The organism is Caballeronia sp. GACF4 (genome assembly GCF_023631025.1).
Taxonomy (GTDB): Bacteria; Pseudomonadota; Gammaproteobacteria; order Burkholderiales; family Burkholderiaceae; genus Caballeronia.
On record NZ_JALQDW010000026.1, the window covers coordinates 89,220 to 105,208 of the forward strand.

17 protein-coding genes are annotated in these 15,989 nt (G+C 63.0%); 10 read left to right on the forward strand and 7 right to left on the reverse strand.

What is annotated here, in order from left to right:
- Positions 1-39: 39 nt before the first annotated feature.
- From NCR40_RS24320 to NCR40_RS24330, 3 genes are read right to left on the reverse strand one after another with little or no spacing between them, the layout of a single operon-like run.
- Positions 40-1,065, reverse strand: coding sequence for a DUF475 domain-containing protein (locus NCR40_RS24320; protein WP_250510918.1), 1,026 nt, complete (start codon positions 1,063-1,065; stop codon positions 40-42).
- 37 nt (positions 1,066-1,102) lie between these two features.
- Entirely contained in the window at positions 1,103-1,864 is a 762-nt protein-coding gene (locus tag NCR40_RS24325) for a VWA domain-containing protein (RefSeq protein WP_250510919.1), read from the reverse strand.
- A gap of 14 nt (positions 1,865-1,878) precedes the next feature.
- Complete coding sequence (locus NCR40_RS24330) at positions 1,879-2,970, reverse strand: toxic anion resistance protein (RefSeq protein ID WP_244829791.1); 1,092 nt, start codon at positions 2,968-2,970, stop codon at positions 1,879-1,881.
- A gap of 277 nt (positions 2,971-3,247) precedes the next feature.
- On the opposite strand from NCR40_RS24330, the gene NCR40_RS24335 reads away from it, so the two are divergent.
- From NCR40_RS24335 to NCR40_RS24365, 7 genes are read left to right on the forward strand one after another with little or no spacing between them, the layout of a single operon-like run.
- A complete protein-coding gene (locus tag NCR40_RS24335) occupies positions 3,248-4,561 on the forward strand; it encodes an MFS transporter (protein WP_250510920.1) in 1,314 nt (437 codons plus the stop codon).
- A gap of 10 nt (positions 4,562-4,571) precedes the next feature.
- Positions 4,572-5,639, forward strand: a complete 1,068-nt coding sequence (locus NCR40_RS24340) for a proline racemase family protein (protein ID WP_244829787.1) — start codon at positions 4,572-4,574, stop codon at positions 5,637-5,639.
- The gene (locus NCR40_RS24345; protein ID WP_250469107.1) at positions 5,636-6,889 is read left to right on the forward strand and encodes an NAD(P)/FAD-dependent oxidoreductase; all 1,254 of its coding nucleotides are present in this window, start codon (positions 5,636-5,638) and stop codon (positions 6,887-6,889) included. The genes NCR40_RS24340 and NCR40_RS24345 overlap by 4 nt, the downstream gene beginning before the upstream one ends.
- Positions 6,890-6,910: 21 nt before the next feature.
- Positions 6,911-7,813, forward strand: coding sequence for a dihydrodipicolinate synthase family protein (locus tag NCR40_RS24350; RefSeq protein ID WP_250469109.1), 903 nt, complete (start codon positions 6,911-6,913; stop codon positions 7,811-7,813).
- A gap of 13 nt (positions 7,814-7,826) precedes the next feature.
- Positions 7,827-8,825 (forward strand): 4-hydroxyproline epimerase, encoded by a 999-nt coding sequence (locus tag NCR40_RS24355; protein ID WP_250510921.1) that lies wholly within the window; start codon positions 7,827-7,829, stop codon positions 8,823-8,825.
- A gap of 16 nt (positions 8,826-8,841) precedes the next feature.
- The gene (locus NCR40_RS24360) at positions 8,842-10,077 is read left to right on the forward strand and encodes a metal-dependent hydrolase family protein (RefSeq protein ID WP_250469113.1); all 1,236 of its coding nucleotides are present in this window, start codon (positions 8,842-8,844) and stop codon (positions 10,075-10,077) included.
- Between the two features lie 59 nt (positions 10,078-10,136).
- Positions 10,137-10,835, forward strand: coding sequence for a GntR family transcriptional regulator (locus NCR40_RS24365; protein WP_250511102.1), 699 nt, complete (start codon positions 10,137-10,139; stop codon positions 10,833-10,835).
- On the opposite strand, the gene NCR40_RS24370 is transcribed toward NCR40_RS24365, so the two are convergent.
- Both NCR40_RS24370 and NCR40_RS24375 read right to left on the reverse strand, forming a co-directional pair.
- Positions 10,822-11,274 carry an aconitase X swivel domain-containing protein gene (locus tag NCR40_RS24370; RefSeq protein ID WP_250510922.1) on the reverse strand — a complete coding sequence of 151 codons (453 nt, stop codon included), beginning with the start codon at positions 11,272-11,274 and terminating at the stop codon, positions 10,822-10,824. The genes NCR40_RS24365 and NCR40_RS24370 overlap by 14 nt on opposite strands.
- Positions 11,261-12,514: an aconitase X gene (locus NCR40_RS24375; RefSeq protein ID WP_250510923.1), complete on the reverse strand. Its 1,254-nt coding sequence runs from the start codon at positions 12,512-12,514 to the stop codon at positions 11,261-11,263. Before NCR40_RS24375 ends, NCR40_RS24370 begins: the two co-directional genes overlap by 14 nt.
- A gap of 251 nt (positions 12,515-12,765) precedes the next feature.
- Here NCR40_RS24375 and NCR40_RS24380 point away from each other — a divergent pair, with 251 nt between their 5' ends.
- The 3 genes from NCR40_RS24380 (at position 12,766) to fae (ending at position 15,001) form a co-directional block, all read left to right on the forward strand.
- Positions 12,766-13,881, forward strand: a complete 1,116-nt coding sequence (locus NCR40_RS24380) for a porin (RefSeq protein ID WP_250510924.1) — start codon at positions 12,766-12,768, stop codon at positions 13,879-13,881.
- A 31-nt stretch (positions 13,882-13,912) separates the two neighbouring features.
- Positions 13,913-14,293 carry a BON domain-containing protein gene (locus NCR40_RS24385; RefSeq protein ID WP_250469120.1) on the forward strand — a complete coding sequence of 127 codons (381 nt, stop codon included), beginning with the start codon at positions 13,913-13,915 and terminating at the stop codon, positions 14,291-14,293.
- Positions 14,294-14,467: 174 nt separating this feature from the next.
- Positions 14,468-15,001 (forward strand): formaldehyde-activating enzyme, encoded by a 534-nt coding sequence (gene fae, locus NCR40_RS24390; protein WP_244829773.1) that lies wholly within the window; start codon positions 14,468-14,470, stop codon positions 14,999-15,001.
- Positions 15,002-15,005: 4 nt separating this feature from the next.
- On the opposite strand, the gene NCR40_RS24395 is transcribed toward fae, so the two are convergent.
- Together NCR40_RS24395 and NCR40_RS24400 are read right to left on the reverse strand one after the other, a co-directional pair.
- Positions 15,006-15,515, reverse strand: a complete 510-nt coding sequence (locus tag NCR40_RS24395) for an HVO_A0114 family putative DNA-binding protein (RefSeq protein ID WP_250510925.1) — start codon at positions 15,513-15,515, stop codon at positions 15,006-15,008.
- Complete coding sequence (locus NCR40_RS24400) at positions 15,512-15,814, reverse strand: toxin-antitoxin system TumE family protein (RefSeq protein WP_250494436.1); 303 nt, start codon at positions 15,812-15,814, stop codon at positions 15,512-15,514. Before NCR40_RS24400 ends, NCR40_RS24395 begins: the two co-directional genes overlap by 4 nt.
- Positions 15,815-15,989: the final 175 nt, after the last annotated feature.

The following is a 15,989-nucleotide window of genomic DNA, read 5'->3' on the forward strand; positions in this document are numbered from 1 at the left end:
GTTTTGGATCGCGCCGCGATTCTGGGCGGCGCGTCTGGATCAGGAAGCAGGGTTGTCGGAAGTCGCGTCGCGCGTGATTTCGCGACGTTGCACGATGATCGAACTGACGACCGCAACGCCGATCGTGCATGCGCCGATTAGCCCCGTGACTACTTCCGGAACGTCGACGTTGACGCACAGCATGATTGCCGCAAGCGCGCCGATCGCCCAGAACGCGCCGTGTTCCAGAAAGCGATATTGCGCAAGCGTTCCTTTCTTGAGCAGGATCAGCGTCATCTGTCGGATATAAGCCGCGCCCACGCCGAGTCCGAGCGCAATCAGGAAGATGTTGTTGGTCAAGGCGAATGCGCCGATCACGCCGTCGAAGCTGAACGACGAATCGAGTACTTCGAGGTACATGAAACCCGCGACGCCTTCGCGCACGATCCGTTCGCCGGTCGCGTCGCCGCCGACCAGATCGCCGACGCCATGCGCGACGATGAAGGCGATGACGCCGCCGCCGCCCGCCAGCAGAAACGATGCGCGCTCGCCGTCCGGCAACTGGGTGGAAACGAGCGCGATGATGCCGAGCGTCAGCGCCACTTCAATCGCAGAGAGGCGGCCCAGTCGCGCGAAGGGCTTCTCGATGACCTCGATCCAATGTTCTTCCTTGTCGGCGTTGAACATGAAGCCGAAGAACACCATCAAGAGAAACGCGCCGCCGAATGCCGAGACTTCGTGATGCGCCGAAGTCAGAATGGCGGCGTACTGATTCGGCGCTTCGAGCGCGAGCCTGGCGGCCTGCCACAAGCCAATGCCGCCCGCCACCGCGACGATCAGCAGCGGAAACAGCAGCCGCATGCCGATCACGGCGACCGGCAGGCCGAACGTCATGAAACGGTCGCGCCACTTGTCCGACCAGTTGCGCAGGACGGCCGCGTTGGCCACGGCGTTATCGAGTGAGAGGGAGACTTCGAGCACGCACAGCACGGCCACGAGGATCATGTCCTTCACGCCGCCGATCAGGAATGCGAGCACGAGCGCGATGAACGTCAACGCGAACGGGATTTTGAATTGCTTGATCATGTATTGCTCAAGAGAAAAAATGGCCGTGATGGATCGCTTACTTGCCGCGCACCCAGTCACAGAATTCCTCGGTAATGAGTTGCTCGTAGATCGCCTGATCGGAGATGTCGAGCGATTCGAGATGCAGGAAGCCTGCATTCGGCAATTGCTCGGCGACTTCTTCGAGGAAGGCGAATTCGTCGGGATTACCCACGCCGATGAGCGACCAGTAGATCGGGAACTTCTGCGTCTCGCGCAGCAGCTTCCAGACGCGCGCGCGGTCGAAAGCAGGATTCTGTCCATCCGTCACGAACAGGACCCACACGGGCATGTTGTTGGCGGGTGCGGCATTGGCGACGGTGACGTCGTTCTGCGGCGCGCCGAATAGCCGGCGGAAAAAGCCAGGCTTGTCGTTCGCATCGGGCGCTGCCGCCGCGAAGAAGAAATTGACGATATCCGTCATCACAGGCGCGTATTCCGTCGCGCCCCACTTGCGCACCGACGCATTCTTCATCACCTCTTCGGTGATATAGGCGCCATAGTTTTCGGGCGTCGCCGTTGGCAGGCGGTCGAAGGTGTCAGTGAAGGTCCAGGTATCGATTTCGCCGTTGTCATCGAACTTCATGGCGATGCCAAGCATGCGGTCATGCGTTTCCTGGATGATCCCGGATTCGTACAGACCCTTCGCTGAACCCGAGATGTCCAGCGCCGCCGCTACTCGCACGACGGGCGGACGCGGCAGGCTACGCTTGCTCAGGATGATCGAAACGCTGTCGGCGCGCGCAGCGAGGGCCGGCTTATTGAGATTGTTGATGGACATGCGAGATTTTTCTTTTAGTGGTTACGGTCGTTGAACCGGGCGATGAGATCCTGCTCGAGCTTGCGCAGCCGCGGTTCGTCGGCTTTGCGTTTGCGTTGGCCTTCGTCGATGATCTTTGCCATTTCATCGAGCGCGGCGAACAACTTCTGTTGCGTGTATTCGAAGGTTTCGGTCGCGATGACGGGACGCTCCGCCAGTCTCGTCACCGCGCCGGCGTTGGCATGCAGTTGGTCGGCCTGCGCGCGTAGCGCCATGTCGGCGGCATCGAACGTGGCGTTCGCGAGGTCGGCCGCCTTCTTCGAACTCAGTTGCTTGATGTAAAGCGAGAACGCGTTGGTCCACGCGGGAATCAACACGGTTTTCGCCGTGCCGAACTTGGAGATGAGCGTTCGCTTGTGATCCTGCTCCATGCGGATCTGCGGCGCGAGTTGTTCGGCCATCAGCATGGCGCGGCTCAAGTCGTCGATTTTTTGCGCCAGTGCGTTTGCGCGGCGACGCGTGTCCATCATGCGTTGCGCGGCGAACGCGTCGCCGGCTTGAGGCTCTTGCGCAAGCGCCACGCGGTACGACTCGAGCGAAGCCTCGCCATGCGCCTTGGCCGCTTCGAACTGGCGGAACGTTTCGTAGTTGTCCGCGTACATCTGATCCAGTTCCGCGATATCTCGGTTCTGCCGGCTCGCCGTGGCCTCCAGTTCGACGACGAGCGTACCGATGCGCTTCTCCACTGAATCGAACTGGGCGAGCAACTGTTCCCGGGTCGATCTGAACATCGACACTAGTTTCCCGGCCAGGCCGCGTTTTTGGATGGAAGCAGGGTCGAGGCCCTTGGCGGTCACGATCAGGTTGTTGAGCAACTCGCCAAAGTGGTCGGCGTCGGAGGCACGCGCCTCGGACAGAAGACGCTGCGAAAGGCTGGCGACGCGCTCGCCGGCCGTGGCGCCAAGCTGGTCGATCTGATCGTCGGTGAGTAGTTCGGCCGAGGCTTCGCGAACCGTTTTGGCCGCGTCACGCAGGACCGGCGCCGACGACGGCGATGCATCGCCGCGCGTGTCGTCTGTCGCGAGGTGAAAAGGCTTCGCGTTGCCATCCCCAAAAATGGGCTTCATTTTTCTCTATCTCGTTATTCTAAGTAATGCCAAGCTATGGTTTGTCGATGAACCCCCCGGCAACCCCGGGCATTGGACGCGCGAAGTAAAGGTTCCGCAAGCCGCAACAACACTTTGAATCAGATATGCCTGTGGAATGGGCGAGCGCGCTGGCGTTAAAGGATCGATCGTTCTTTTATATTGGATCCAAAATCCTTGATTCATAAAACTTTCTGGTTCAGAATGCCCCTCAGCCGCATCCCGTTTCGCCTTCGAACCGACCGCCCCGGGAGCCACCATGACCGACCAAGCGCAGACCGTCGCCGGCGCATACGCCACCAGCGACACCGCCCGAGCACCATCCAGAACGCAAACCAGTCGCGCCGTCACCGCCGCGGTCGTCGGCAACGTGCTCGAATGGTTCGACTTCGGGACATACGCGTTTCTCGCCACCGTCATCGCCAAGGTCATGTTTCCGGCTGGCGACGAGTTCGCCGCCATGCTCGGCACCTTCGGCGCGTTTGGTCTCGGCTTCGCGGCGCGTCCGCTCGGCGCGCTCATCTTCGGATGGCTCGGCGACAAAAAAGGCCGCAAGTGGACGCTCACCTTCGTCATGCCGCTCATGGCCGCCGCCACGCTCTTCATGGCGCTGATCCCTTCGTATGCGTCGATCGGCATCTACGCGCCGATCCTGCTCATCGCCGCGCGCATGCTGCAAGGCCTTTCGGTCGGCGGCGAGCTTGGTAACGCGGTCGCGTTTCTGGTCGAATGGGCGCCGCAAAACCGCCGCGGCTTCTACGGCAGCTTCCAGCAATGCAGCACGCTAGGCGGCACGCTGCTCGGCTCCGGCGCGGCCGCGTTGATGACCTCGACGCTGTCCTCGCAAGCCATGCTCGACTGGGGCTGGCGCGTGCCGTTCATCATCGGCGCGGTGGTGATCGGGCCGATCGGCTGGATCATCCGCAAACGCAGCGAAGAGACGCCCGCTTTCGCGCAGGCAAGCGATGTCGCGCCGCCGCCGCATCGCGCGCCCGCGCTGCTCGGCTTGCAAGCTTGCGGGCTCGTGATCGTTTGGACGGTCTCGCTCTACACGTTGCTCAACTATCTGCCGTCGTTCACGCAGAAGTACGCGGGCATGAGTTCGTCGGCGGCGCTCTGGCTCAATACGGCGGGGCTCTTCGCGATGACGGCATCCATTCTGTTTTGGGGCGCATTGTCGGACCGCGTCGGACGCAAACCGATCTACGCTATCGGCTGCGTCGCGTTCCTGATCCTGCCTTATCCGATTTTTCACTTGATGCTCGAATACAAGTCCGCGCTGGTCGTCGGTCTCGTGCAGGTGCTGGGCGGCGTGTTGATCGGCATCTTCTCGGGCGTCGGCCCCGCCGTGCTCTCCGAACTCTTTCCGACGAAGATCCGCACGACATGGATGTCGATCGGCTACGGCATCGCCAATGCGGTGTTCGGCGGCTTCGCGCCGGTCATTTCGATCTCGCTCATCAAGGCCACCGGTTCGCCCGTCTCGCCTGCGTACTTCGTGATGCTCGCGGCGCTGCTCTCGACGATCACGGTCGCGACGATCCGGGAAACGGCGCATCAACCGTTGCAATGAGGACTTTCGCATGCGCTGGAGCAGAACTCTCACGGTAGTCAATTGCCACGCCGAAGGCGAAGTGGGCAACGTGGTGACGGGCGGCGTCTTCGACGTGCCCGGCGCCACCATGTTCGACAAGATGATGCATCTCGAAGAAGTGCGCGACGACCTGCGCCGCATCTGCATTTTCGAGCCGCGCGGTTCGGCCAACCAGAGCGTGAACTTTCTATTGCCGCCGACCGATCCGCGCGCGCAGATGGGCTACGTGATCGCGGAATCGACCGAATATCCGGCGATGTCCGGTTCCAACACGATCTGCGTGGCCACCGTGCTGCTCGAAACCGGCATCCTGCCGATGACCGAGCCCGTCACCGAACTCGTGCTCGAAGCGCCCGCCGGTCTCATTCACGTGCGCTGCCGCTGCGAAAACGGCAAGGTGACGCAAGTCGAGTTCACCAATCAACCGGCCTTCGCGAACCATCTGGACAAGACGATCGAGGTCGAAGGCGTCGGCACGCTGACAGTCGATGTCGGCTACGGCGGCATGACCTATGTCATCGTCGATGCGCAAAAGCTCGGCTTTGCCATCACGCCCGACGAAGCGCGCCAACTATGCGAGCTCGGGCAAACGATCAAGGCCGCCGCGGCCGAGCAATTGCCGTCGCCGCATCCGCTGAACCCGAACATCAAGGGCATCACGCAGACCGAATTCGTCATGCCCTTGCGGCGCGAAAACGGCGTCCTGACCTCGCGCAATACCGTGATCGTCTCTCCCGGACGCTGCGACCGCTCGCCATGTGGCACCGGCACATCGGCGCGGCTCGCGGTGATGCACGCGAAAGGGCTGATCGAAGCGGGCGAGCGCTTCGTGCATGAATCGATCATCGGCTCGCGCTTCGAAAGCCGTATCGATTCGCTGACGCAACTCGGCGATGTGCCCGCAGTCGTGCCCGTGGTCGCGGGACAGGCGTGGATCAGCGCGATCTCGCAAGTGGGCGTGGATCCGACCGACCGCTATCAGACGGGCTTCACGTTGTCGGACACGTGGCTCGAAGCCGTCGACGACAAGCTCATCAAATCGCGCGCGAAGCCATGAGCCAGCCGCGGCAGGAAATAGCGGATGTGATCGTGGTCGGCGCGGGCGTCGTTGGTTTGTCGTGCGCGTGGGCGCTGCTCTGCGAAGGCGCGAGCGTGACGTTGATCGATCGCGACTTCGAAGGCGACCGCACGTCGCACGGCAACGCGGGCGGTATCGCCGTGTCGGAGAACACGCCGATTGCCGTGCACGGCATGTTCACGCAAGCGGCCAAGTGGCTGATGGACCCGCTCGGGCCCCTCGCGCTCGACTGGAAACACGTGCCAAGCGCGCTGCCGTGGTTCATGGCGTTTCGGCGCGCGGCCGAACCCGCGCGGTTCGACGCCATCTCGCGTGCGCTTTCGCGGCTCAACAATCGCGTATACGAAGACATCTTGCCGATGTTCGACGATATCGGCGCCACCGCGATGCTGTATCGACGCGGCGCGCTTACCGTCTATGAGACCGATGCGGCCTTCGCCGCCGATCAGCCCGAATGGGCGCTCAAGCGCGAACTTGGCGTGCGCTGGCATACGCTGAATCAGGACGAAGTACGCGCCGCCGAGCCAGCGCTTGCGCCGGTGTTCCGGCATGGCGTGTTTCTCGACGACTGGTCGCATATTGGCGATCCGCGCCGGCTCGTGACCTTGCTGCGCGAACGCGTGATGGCGTTGGGGGCGCGCTTCGTGACCGGCGTCGCGCGCGCGCTCGAACCCGCCGACGGCGTTCTGCTCGACGACGGCTCCCGCGTCTTCGGCCGCCGCATCGTCGTGGCGGCGGGCGCGTGGTCGGCGACGCTTGCGAAGTCTGTCGGCGACCGCGTGTTGCTCGACAGCGAACGCGGCTATAACGCGACGCTGCCCAGGCACGGCATTGCGTTGTCGCGCGAAGTGATCTTCGCGGAACGCAAGTTCGTCGCGACGCCGCTGGATATCGGTTTGCGCATCGGCGGGGCGGCGGAATTCGCGGGGCTCGCCGCGCCGCCGAACTATCGGCGCAGCGAGGCGTTGCTTGCGCTCGGCCGGCGCTTTCTGCCCGATATCGACGAAACGGATGCGGTCAACTGGATGGGGCATCGCCCGTCCACGCCGGATTCGCTGCCGGTAATCGGCGTCTCGCCACGCGCGCCATCCGTGGTCTATGCATTCGGACACGGCCATCTCGGTCTGACGCAATCGGCGACCACGGCCGCGCTCGTCGCCGATGTGCTCGGCGAGCGCATGCCGCGCGTGCCCCTCGAACCTTATTCCATCGCACGTTTTCAGCACTGACCAAACGACAGGAGAGAAGAGATGCAAGTCAACTGGCAAGGCGTTTTCCCCGCGGTCACGACCAAACTCACCGCTACCGGCGCGCTCGATCAGGACGCCATCGTGAGCGGGCTGAATCGTCTGCTCGACAACGGCGTAGGCGGCGTCGTGATGATGGGCATGGTCGGCGAGAACGCGCAACTCACGCCCGAGGAAAAGCGCACGGTGCTCAAGCTCGCGGTCGAAACGGTGAACGGCCGCGTGCCCGTGATCTCCGGTCTCGCCGAACTGAACACGGCCAACGCCATGCAGTTCGCAAAGGATGCGGAAGCCATCGGCGTGCAGGGCCTGATGGTGTTTCCGGGCCTCACTTATCGCTCGGACGATAGAGAAACCGTCGAATACTATCGGTCGATTGCGCGCTCGACGAAGCTCGGCCTCATGATCTACAACAATCCGCGCGGTTATGGCGTGGACATGCGGCCCGACTTGCTCGAACAACTGAAGGACGAAGCCAACGTCGTCGCGATCAAGGAAGAAACCTACGATACGACTCGCGTCACCGATCTCTATGCGCGCTTCGGCGACCGCTTCACCGTGTTCTGCGGCGTGGACGATCTCGTGCTGGAATCCGTCGCGCTCGGCGTCAAGGGCTGGGTATCGGGCATGGCCAACGCGGTGCCGCGCGAATCCGTCGAACTGCTCAAGCTCGCCGTGAATGGCGAATACGACAAGGCGCGTGCGCTGTATCGGGCATTGATCGACCTGTTCCATCTGGACACGCACGTGAAGCTCGTGCAATACATCAAGCTCGCCGAAAACATCACGGCGGGTTATCCGGAATACGTGAAGGCGCCGCGTCTCGTGCTCGAAGGCGAGGAGCGGCAGCGCACCATCGCGATCGTCGAGAAGGCGCTCGCCAACGTGCGTGCGCTCGCTCAATGAACGGAGCACTAATGTGAAGTCCACGTTCTTTTGTATCGACGGTCATACGTGCGGCAACCCCGTGCGCGTCGTCGCGGGCGGCGCGCCGCCGCTTGCCGGCGCGAACATGATCGAGCAGCGCGCGCATTTTCTGCGCGAGTTCGACTGGATTCGCACCGCGCTCATGTTCGAGCCGCGCGGCCACGAAGTCATGTCGGGCAGCATTCTCTATCCGCCGACGCGCGACGACTGCGATCTCGCGATTCTCTTCATCGAAGTCAGCGGCTGTCTGCCGATGTGCGGACACGGCACCATCGGCACCGTGACGACGGCGATCGAAAACGGTCTCGTGCGGCCGCGCGAGCCGGGCGTCTTGCGGCTCGATACGCCAGCGGGCGTAGTCATCGCGCGTTATCGCGTCAACGGCGAACACGTGGATTCGGTGCAACTCGTCAACGTGCCTTCGTATCTGCATTCGCAGGACCTCTCCGTCGAAGTGGAAGGCTTAGGCGAGATTCGTTTCGATGTCGCTTATGGCGGCAATTTTTATGCGATCGTCGAGCCGCAGCGCAATTTCGAAGGTCTGCACGCGCTCAAGCCATCGGACATTCAGCGCCTGAGCCCGCTGCTGCGGCAGAAGGCCAACGAGAAGTACAGCTTCGTGCACCCGGAAAGCGAGCAGATTCGCGGCCTCAGCCACGTCATGTGGACCGGTGCGCCGACAGTCGAAGGCGCGAGCGCGCGCAACGCGGTGTTCTATGGCGACAAGGCCATCGACCGTTCGCCGTGCGGCACCGGAACCTCGGCGCGCATGGCGCAACTCGTCGCGAAAGGGCGCTTGAAGATAGGCGAGCGTTTCGTGCATGAAAGCATCATCGGGACGCTGTTCGAAGGCGTGCCGGTATCGGCCGCGCGAGTCGGCGAGTACGACGCGATCGTGCCGACCATCGAAGGCTGGGCGCGCATCACGGGCCACAACACTCTCTTCGTCGATGACCGCGATCCCCTGGCCCACGGATTCCTGCTGAAGTGAAAAGGAGCATAACGTCATGCTGATTCTTAAGAACGCACGCGTGCTGGACGCCGAGCACGAACGCGACGACGGCCGCTATTCCGTCGTGATCGATGGCGACACCATCCGCGAAGTCACGCGCGAGCCGGTAGAGGCGAGCGGCGCGCAAGTGATCGATGTCGGCGGCAAGACGGTGATGCCCGGCCTGATCGATTGCCATGTGCATGTCATTGCATCGGTCGCGCATCTCGGCAACAACAGCCGTTTGCCGAACACGTTCGCCGTGCTGCGCGCCGTGCCCATTCTCGCGGGCATGTTGAATCGCGGCTTCACCTCCGTGCGCGACGCGGGCGGCGCGGATTACGCGTTGTCGCGCGCAATCGAGGAAGACGTGATCGCGGGGCCGCGCTTGTTCGTCGCGGGCAAGGCGCTGTCGCAAACCGGCGGTCATGGAGACTTCCGCGAGCGCTTCGACAACTCCGACCCGGACCCGTGCGGCTGCAGCCGCAACATGGGCGCGATCGGCCGCGTGGTCGATGGCGTCGATGCCATGCGCAAGGCCGTGCGCGAAGAGATGCGCGCCGGGGCGCATCACATCAAGATCATGGCGTCGGGTGGCGTGGCGTCGCCGACGGACCCTATCGGCAATTTGCAATTCTCCGTCGATGAAGTGAAGGCCGCCGTCGAGGAAGCCGCGTCGCATCAGACCTACGTGATGGCGCATGCGTACACGCCGAAAGCCATCGCGCGCGTGGTGAAGCTCGGAGTGCGGACCATCGAGCACGGCAATCTCATCGATGAAGAAGCCGCCGATGTCATGGCCGAACACGGCGCGTTCGCGGTGCCGACGCTCGTCGTCTATGACGCGATGAACCGCGTCGGCGCGCAGATCGGCATTTCGGCCTTGTCGCTCGAAAAGAACGAAGCGGTGCGCGTGCAAGGGTTGAAGGCGCTCGAACTGCTGCACGAGCGCGGCGTGAAAATGGGCCTCGGCACGGATCTGTTGGGCGAGATGCACGAGTATCAGAGCGACGAACTGTCGATACGCGCGGATATCGTCGGCTCGTTCGAAGCCATTCGCCAGGCCACTGCCGTGGGCGCGGACATCCTCAACATGCAGGGCAAGCTCGGCGTGATCGCGGCGGGCGCGTACGCGGACTTGCTCGTCGTCGACGGCGATCCGCTCAAGGACATTCGCGTCTTGACGGGGCAAGGCGAGCGCATCTCCGGCGTGATGAAAAACGGCGCGTGGGTGCGCGAGAAGCTGCTCTAGGCCGCGTGCTACGATTCCCGCGCCGAATGTCCGCAGCAGAAACCAAGAAGACCCACGCCATGCCATTGGCCGCGCCGAAATCAAGACCCGCCGCCGCGAGCGACGCCACCCGCAAGATCGTGCGCACGACCACGGTCGAACTCGTCACGACCGCTATCCGGCAGCGTATTCTGAGCGGCGATCTCGCGCCCGGAGAAGCGCTGCGGCAGGAAGCGCTCGCGGATGAGCTCGGCGTGAGCCGCGTGCCGATTCGTGAAGCGATCACGCGTCTGACGGGTGAGGGCCTTTTGACCAACGTGCCGCACAAAGGCGCGTACGTGGCGGAGTTGTCGATCGAGGAAGTGCAGGAGACGTTCGAGATTCGCTTGCGTCTGGAGCCGTGGCTGTTTTCCCAAGCCATTCCGCATATCACCGAAGGCGAAATTGCCCGGGCCGAAAATCTCGTCACGGAGATGGACGGCGCGGAATCCGGCATTTGGGGGCAACTCAACTGGCGCTTTCACGAAACGCTCTACGTGCCTGCGCACCGCGATATCACGCTGCAGATGTTGCGCGTGCTGCACGACCGCAGCGACCGCTATTTCCGGTTTCAGGTGAAGCAGGTGCCGATCCGTCAGCAGTCGCACGACGAGCACATGGCGATGGTCGCCGCATGCCGCAAGCGCGATGCGAAACTCGGCGCGAAGCTGCTCGAACAGCATGTGAAGATCGCGGCGCAGCAGATTGTCGCGGTGGTCGAGGCGATCATGGCGCGGTGACGCGAATGCATGCCTCGCGCGTTGGGTCTTCGTGATCCGGTGCGTCGATCTCGAGCATGAATTCGCCTTTGCCTAGCGTGGCGAGCGCGGGTTCATCGACCATGACGACGGGCACGTTCAGCCCGTACAGCTCGTTGGCCGTGATCGCGCCAATGGACAGAATCAGATCGCGCTCGCCAAGCACGATGCCGCACGGCCCCATGCCATTGCGCAAGGCCTCGGCAAGCACGCTGCTGCTCGAACTCGACCCGCGCGCACGCGGCATGACCAGCACGCGCGCGGCGAGACTTCGGCCGCAACCCGCATGCGTCTTGTCGACGATGACGCCGCGCTCTGCGTCGTAGCCGCCCCAGAAACTGAGCGGCGCAAGGGCTATGGAAAGGCCACGCGCCCGGCCCGGAACGAGCACGGTGGCGCTCAAGGAATTAGTTGGCTTCATCGATACACACCTTTCCTTCGAACGCCGAGCGTACGCATTCGTTCATGCTGCCAAAGGCCACCGTCACGCCGATATTCGCGGGCGCGTAATGCGCCCACTTGCCCGAATTGGTCATGACGAGACCGGTGATCTGCTTCATTACCGGCGTGATGTACGTGCAGGTGTCCACGACGATCTGCACGCCGCGCGCGGCCAGCCGCTCCGCCGTGCCGTCGTCTTCCAGTTGCCAGAGCACGTAGCGGCTCGTATTCACGTAGAAGTCGCAACGCATGGCACCTTTGTAGCGGTCGAAGAGCGACGAGAGCGCGCGGAATTCATCGACGGAAAAATGCGGCGTGCCGAGGCTCACGGCGGCGAGCGGAGCGCCGGGTCGGGCCTGATTCCAGCGGCGGCGGATGGCGGCGAGATCGGCGGCGCTCACGCGGATGGTCCGTTCGGGCCTGCGGCCTTGCAGCGCGGCATCGAGCGTCGGCGCTTCGGGCGTGATGCCGACCGCATGAAAAAGCGCCACCGAACCGCTCGATGCCGCCGCCGCGCCGAGCGCCTTGAGTTCGTCTTCGCTGGTGTCGCCGGGCAAACCGGTGATGGCCGCGACCGTGGCGCCCGCTTCGCCGCCCAGCAGGAAACCGAGCGTGGCGAAGTCGGCGTCGCGATGTGACGACGCGTTCAAGTCCGGCGCTTCGATCACCACCCGCGCCGCGCGATTCTCTGTGACATGCAAGCCCGCATGCGGCACGCGGCCGGTAATGGCCGCCGCGAGATCCAGAAAGTCGCCGTAACGGCTGGTGCGCGCGCCGAGCACGGAATTGGCGAACACGATGGCATTCGATTCCGCCCACGCGATCTGATCGCCGAGCCGCGGCCGATGCTTCAACTGATACGGCGCGCACGTGAAGCTCGCCTCGCAGCCGAGTTCGAGATGCGCGTTCATCAGGCGCTTCGCCGCGTTGGCCGTTGCCGAATCTCCGCGATACAGCTCCGGGTGAATCAGATCGAGCGAGCCGACATTGAGCGTGGTCGGCACCGCGATTTTCGCGCCGCTCGCGACGAAACGTTCCACGAAGTCGAGACTCGCCGCGCCGTGATACAGACAGCCGTCGATATGCGCGCAGGTGACGTCGATGAGCGCGCTGGCGTCCATGACACGCGCCGTCGCAGCGACGATGCGCATGGCAAGCGCGGGGCCGGCGCCGAAAGCGCCCTGCAGCATGGCGGTGTCGCGGGAGTCGAGGGTGAGCATCGGCGGGGCGTTTTGGTAACGGTTGCAACAGGATAGCGGAATCGCGCGTTGCGCTCAAATCGCGATGCATCTCGATAATAAGACATGCTGAACAATCGGGGTTATCCCATCCCCCACCCTGCAAGGGGGGTCGCCTTGCCGCGCGCTGCTGCAACACTGGCTGCGAAGGGCGATGACGTGGCTGCAATGGCGGTCATCGCCCGATCGCGATGTTTCGCCGCGAATCGGCAGGATATAACCAGGAGACATGCATGCGCTTCAGCAGCAAAGGGCTATGCGCCGCCATACTCGGGCTGACAGCAGGAAGCGCGGCCGCGCAGTCCAGCGTCACGTTGTATGGCGTGGCGGACACGTTTTTCCAGTTTCTCGCCAATGGCGGGCAGCAATCGTGGTCGCTCAGAAGCGGCGGCAATAGCGCCTCGCTGCTCGGCTTCAAAGGCAGCGAAGATCTGGGCGGCGGATTGAAGGCGGTATTCACGCTCGAAGGCGGCTTCAACGTCAACAACGGCACGTCGCAGGTGGACTCGTCCGCCATGTTTTATCGACAGGCCTGGGTTGCCCTGACGCACGAAAAGTACGGTTCGCTGCAAGTCGGGCGTCAGTACCAGCCGACCTTCTGGCTGCTCTATCCGTCGGACCCGTTCCGTGCCAACGAAGCGCTCTCGCCGCTCGCCGCCGCCTCGACGACTGTCGATCGCAATACGCTCGCCACGCAAACGGCTGGCGGGCGTTCGAGCAACGCCATCGTCTACAAGACCCAGAACATGGGAGGTGTCGAGCTGCGGGGCATGTACGCGCTCGCGGCGAGTGTCGCGCAGCCGTACCCGCTGACCACCGGCAACATGCTCGACATCGCCGCGAGTTACACGGGGCACGGCCTCTACGCGGGCGTCGCTTATCAGAATCAGCATCCGGGTTTGAAGACCATGCCGGGCCTGCCCGCCACGCTGCCGACGCTCGGCACGGAGCACTTCACGGGCGCGCTTGCCTATCGCGTCGGGCCGGTGAACTTCCAGTTCAACTACGCCTATCACCGCCCGAAGGATACGCCCGCGGGTTCGCTTGCCGCGCGTCTGAACGCCGGGCATCCGTTCAGCACGATGGAAGCAGGCGCGACGATCCAGGCAACGCCCGCCGACACCATCGAGATCGCGGCCATGCAGCGCGTCGCGCGTGGCGTGCACGACAACGCGTGGCTCGTGCAAGCGGGCTTCGATCACAGCATCTCGAAGCGCACGGCGTTCTACGGGCGCGCGGGCTTTCTCAAGAACAACGGCACGTCGACGGCGGGCTGGCCGGGTATCTCGCCGAACGGGCTCAATGCAACGGAAACGCTGGTCGCGGCGGGCATGACACATCGGTTCTAAGTAAGCGCTGGTTTTCACATGAGAGGTGGTTATGGTTCTGATTCGAATTGGAGTGCGCGCGACGGCAGCGGCGCTTGCATGTGTCGGCATGGCATCGGTGTGTGCGTTCGCGCAGGGCGGCGCCGCGAAATTTGCGTCGCCCGCAAGCGTGACAGTGGCTTCGGCGGTAACGGGCGCGGCGGCGTCATCGTCGAAAGCTGCGGACCGCGCGCTCGTGCGGCGAGTGCTCAATGCGCTCGAGAAAGCGAAAGGCTTGCGCGCGAGCGGCATCACCGTGCGAGCGAATAACGGCGCCGTAGTGCTGGAGGGATGGGTGCCGGAGACGGCGCAGGTCGACCTGGCGACGCATATCGCGGAAGGCGTGCCGGGCGTGAAGTCCGTGCAGAACACGTTGACGTTGTCGACGTTCTGAGCAGGTCGCGCTTGTCGCGAGATGGACAGAGTGTCACGCTGAGCGGTTACTGTTTTGGTACAGCCAGCGCGTGATCGTCGATCGATAAAGCGCCTCGGGCTCCGAACCCATTCTGGCATCGTCCTTGCATTGGCTGTTCTCCTTAGACCACTTCGAGCCCTGCAAGGAGACACCATGAGTCTGGACCTGACGTTTCGCGCCGGCGAGGCCACCGTTTTTGCCGCCCCCGGACAAGCCACCGATGCAATGCCCGAAATCCTGATCGGCCGCGTGGATGGGCCGGTCGGTCACGCCTTCGCCAACATGATGGCGCAGTCGAAAGGGCATACCGCCATGTTCGCCATCCGCGCGTGCAACCAGTTGGTGCGTCCGGCGACGATCATCGTCCCGAAGGTCACGCTCAAGGACATGGCGAATATCGACCTGTTCGGCGGCGTGGTGCAATCCGCGACGGCGGACGCAGTGGTCGATTGCTTGATCGAAGGCATCTTGCCGAAGGATCAGGCCAACGATCTGTGCATCATCAGCCTCGTGTGGATCGACCCGCGCTGCGCCACCGACGCGAACCTCGACAAGAAAGACATGTATCGCACGAACTACGAAGCGACCAAGCTCGCCATTCAGCGTGCGATGAATAACGAGCCCAGCGTTGAGACGCTCATTGCAAATCGGCACAGCATCAAGCACGACATGGACGACTGGAGTTAGGTGGCTAGCGATTACCCGCCGGTCGTGCGCTTGCGGCGCGCTTGCGTGATACGCGTGATGCGGGTGATGTGCGTGGCGTACTCGGCGCACGTTGAGGCAAGGCCGCGCGATCTTCGACAACAGGCGCGGCTGCCGACTCGCGCTCGCTCGCCAACGGCGATAAGTCGGCCGCCTTCAGTTTGAAATTCACGTGCACGGTGTCGTAGGGAAAGACAATCGCGCCGTTCGCATCGTTTTCCATGAGGCCGGCTTGCAAAAGCGCTTGTACATCGCGATGCACGCCCTTCACATCGCGCTCGAGCCGGCGGGCGAGCTCGCGGATGGACATCGGCCCCGCGCCCGTCATCACGCGAATGATGCGCCAGCGCGGCGTGGTGAAGGTGCGAAAGAGGAGCTCGGGCGTGGCGTAGGAGAAGTTGCGGCCGTGGAGCGGTTTGCCGTTTTTCACTGCCGCGAGAATCTGCTCGGTGACTTCATCGAGCGAGGAGATTCCGATCGTCGCAGTTTTCTTCATCTTGACCTCCATCTATTCCATATATTCACATCCGCTTGAAAGTCGGCAAGCAGTCTTTCGATCGTGGAGAACATGTAGGGCGTTTCGTTACCTACGAAATGGCGATGGTCGCCCTTATCTCGCTCGTTGTCGTAACGCAGCACGCACTGGCCGGAAATCACGTAAGCAAGACGATACTTGTAAAGGTGCCGGCATCCCGGTACAGGATGCGGAAGCCGCCAGATGACCGTTTCGGCAAACCCGCTCGCAGTGATGGCGCTACGGCGATCCTCAATCAAAACCGCTTTGGTGTTGGACATTTTGACAACGCCTCAGTGTGTTGTCAAATGGTCCAACATCGCCGACTTGCTGCCTATTTCCCGAATGGACGACTTGACGTAACGCCAGGGCGTCGGACCGTCGCTCACACTCCACCTGCAAATTCTCGCGAGCCTCGCTATTCTTATAGGGGCGTTCTATCGGCGGCATTGCCAC

Excerpts from the sequence above, each read along its gene's own strand:
- NCR40_RS24320 (WP_250510918.1), bottom strand. The coding sequence starts at position 1,065 with ATGATCAAGCAATTCAAAATCCCGTTCGCGTTGACGTTCATCGCGCTC.
- NCR40_RS24325 (WP_250510919.1), bottom strand. The coding sequence starts at position 1,864 with ATGTCCATCAACAATCTCAATAAGCCGGCCCTCGCTGCGCGCGCCGAC.
- NCR40_RS24330 (WP_244829791.1), bottom strand. The coding sequence starts at position 2,970 with ATGAAGCCCATTTTTGGGGATGGCAACGCGAAGCCTTTTCACCTCGCG.
- NCR40_RS24335 (WP_250510920.1), top strand. The coding sequence starts at position 3,248 with ATGACCGACCAAGCGCAGACCGTCGCCGGCGCATACGCCACCAGCGAC.
- NCR40_RS24340 (WP_244829787.1), top strand. The coding sequence starts at position 4,572 with ATGCGCTGGAGCAGAACTCTCACGGTAGTCAATTGCCACGCCGAAGGC.
- NCR40_RS24345 (WP_250469107.1), top strand. The coding sequence starts at position 5,636 with ATGAGCCAGCCGCGGCAGGAAATAGCGGATGTGATCGTGGTCGGCGCG.
- NCR40_RS24350 (WP_250469109.1), top strand. The coding sequence starts at position 6,911 with ATGCAAGTCAACTGGCAAGGCGTTTTCCCCGCGGTCACGACCAAACTC.
- NCR40_RS24360 (WP_250469113.1), top strand. The coding sequence starts at position 8,842 with ATGCTGATTCTTAAGAACGCACGCGTGCTGGACGCCGAGCACGAACGC.
- NCR40_RS24365 (WP_250511102.1), top strand. The coding sequence starts at position 10,137 with ATGCCATTGGCCGCGCCGAAATCAAGACCCGCCGCCGCGAGCGACGCC.
- NCR40_RS24370 (WP_250510922.1), bottom strand. The coding sequence starts at position 11,274 with ATGAAGCCAACTAATTCCTTGAGCGCCACCGTGCTCGTTCCGGGCCGG.
- NCR40_RS24375 (WP_250510923.1), bottom strand. The coding sequence starts at position 12,514 with ATGCTCACCCTCGACTCCCGCGACACCGCCATGCTGCAGGGCGCTTTC.
- NCR40_RS24380 (WP_250510924.1), top strand. The coding sequence starts at position 12,766 with ATGCGCTTCAGCAGCAAAGGGCTATGCGCCGCCATACTCGGGCTGACA.
- NCR40_RS24385 (WP_250469120.1), top strand. The coding sequence starts at position 13,913 with ATGGTTCTGATTCGAATTGGAGTGCGCGCGACGGCAGCGGCGCTTGCA.
- fae (WP_244829773.1), top strand. The coding sequence starts at position 14,468 with ATGAGTCTGGACCTGACGTTTCGCGCCGGCGAGGCCACCGTTTTTGCC.
- NCR40_RS24395 (WP_250510925.1), bottom strand. The coding sequence starts at position 15,515 with ATGAAGAAAACTGCGACGATCGGAATCTCCTCGCTCGATGAAGTCACC.
- NCR40_RS24400 (WP_250494436.1), bottom strand. The coding sequence starts at position 15,814 with ATGTCCAACACCAAAGCGGTTTTGATTGAGGATCGCCGTAGCGCCATC.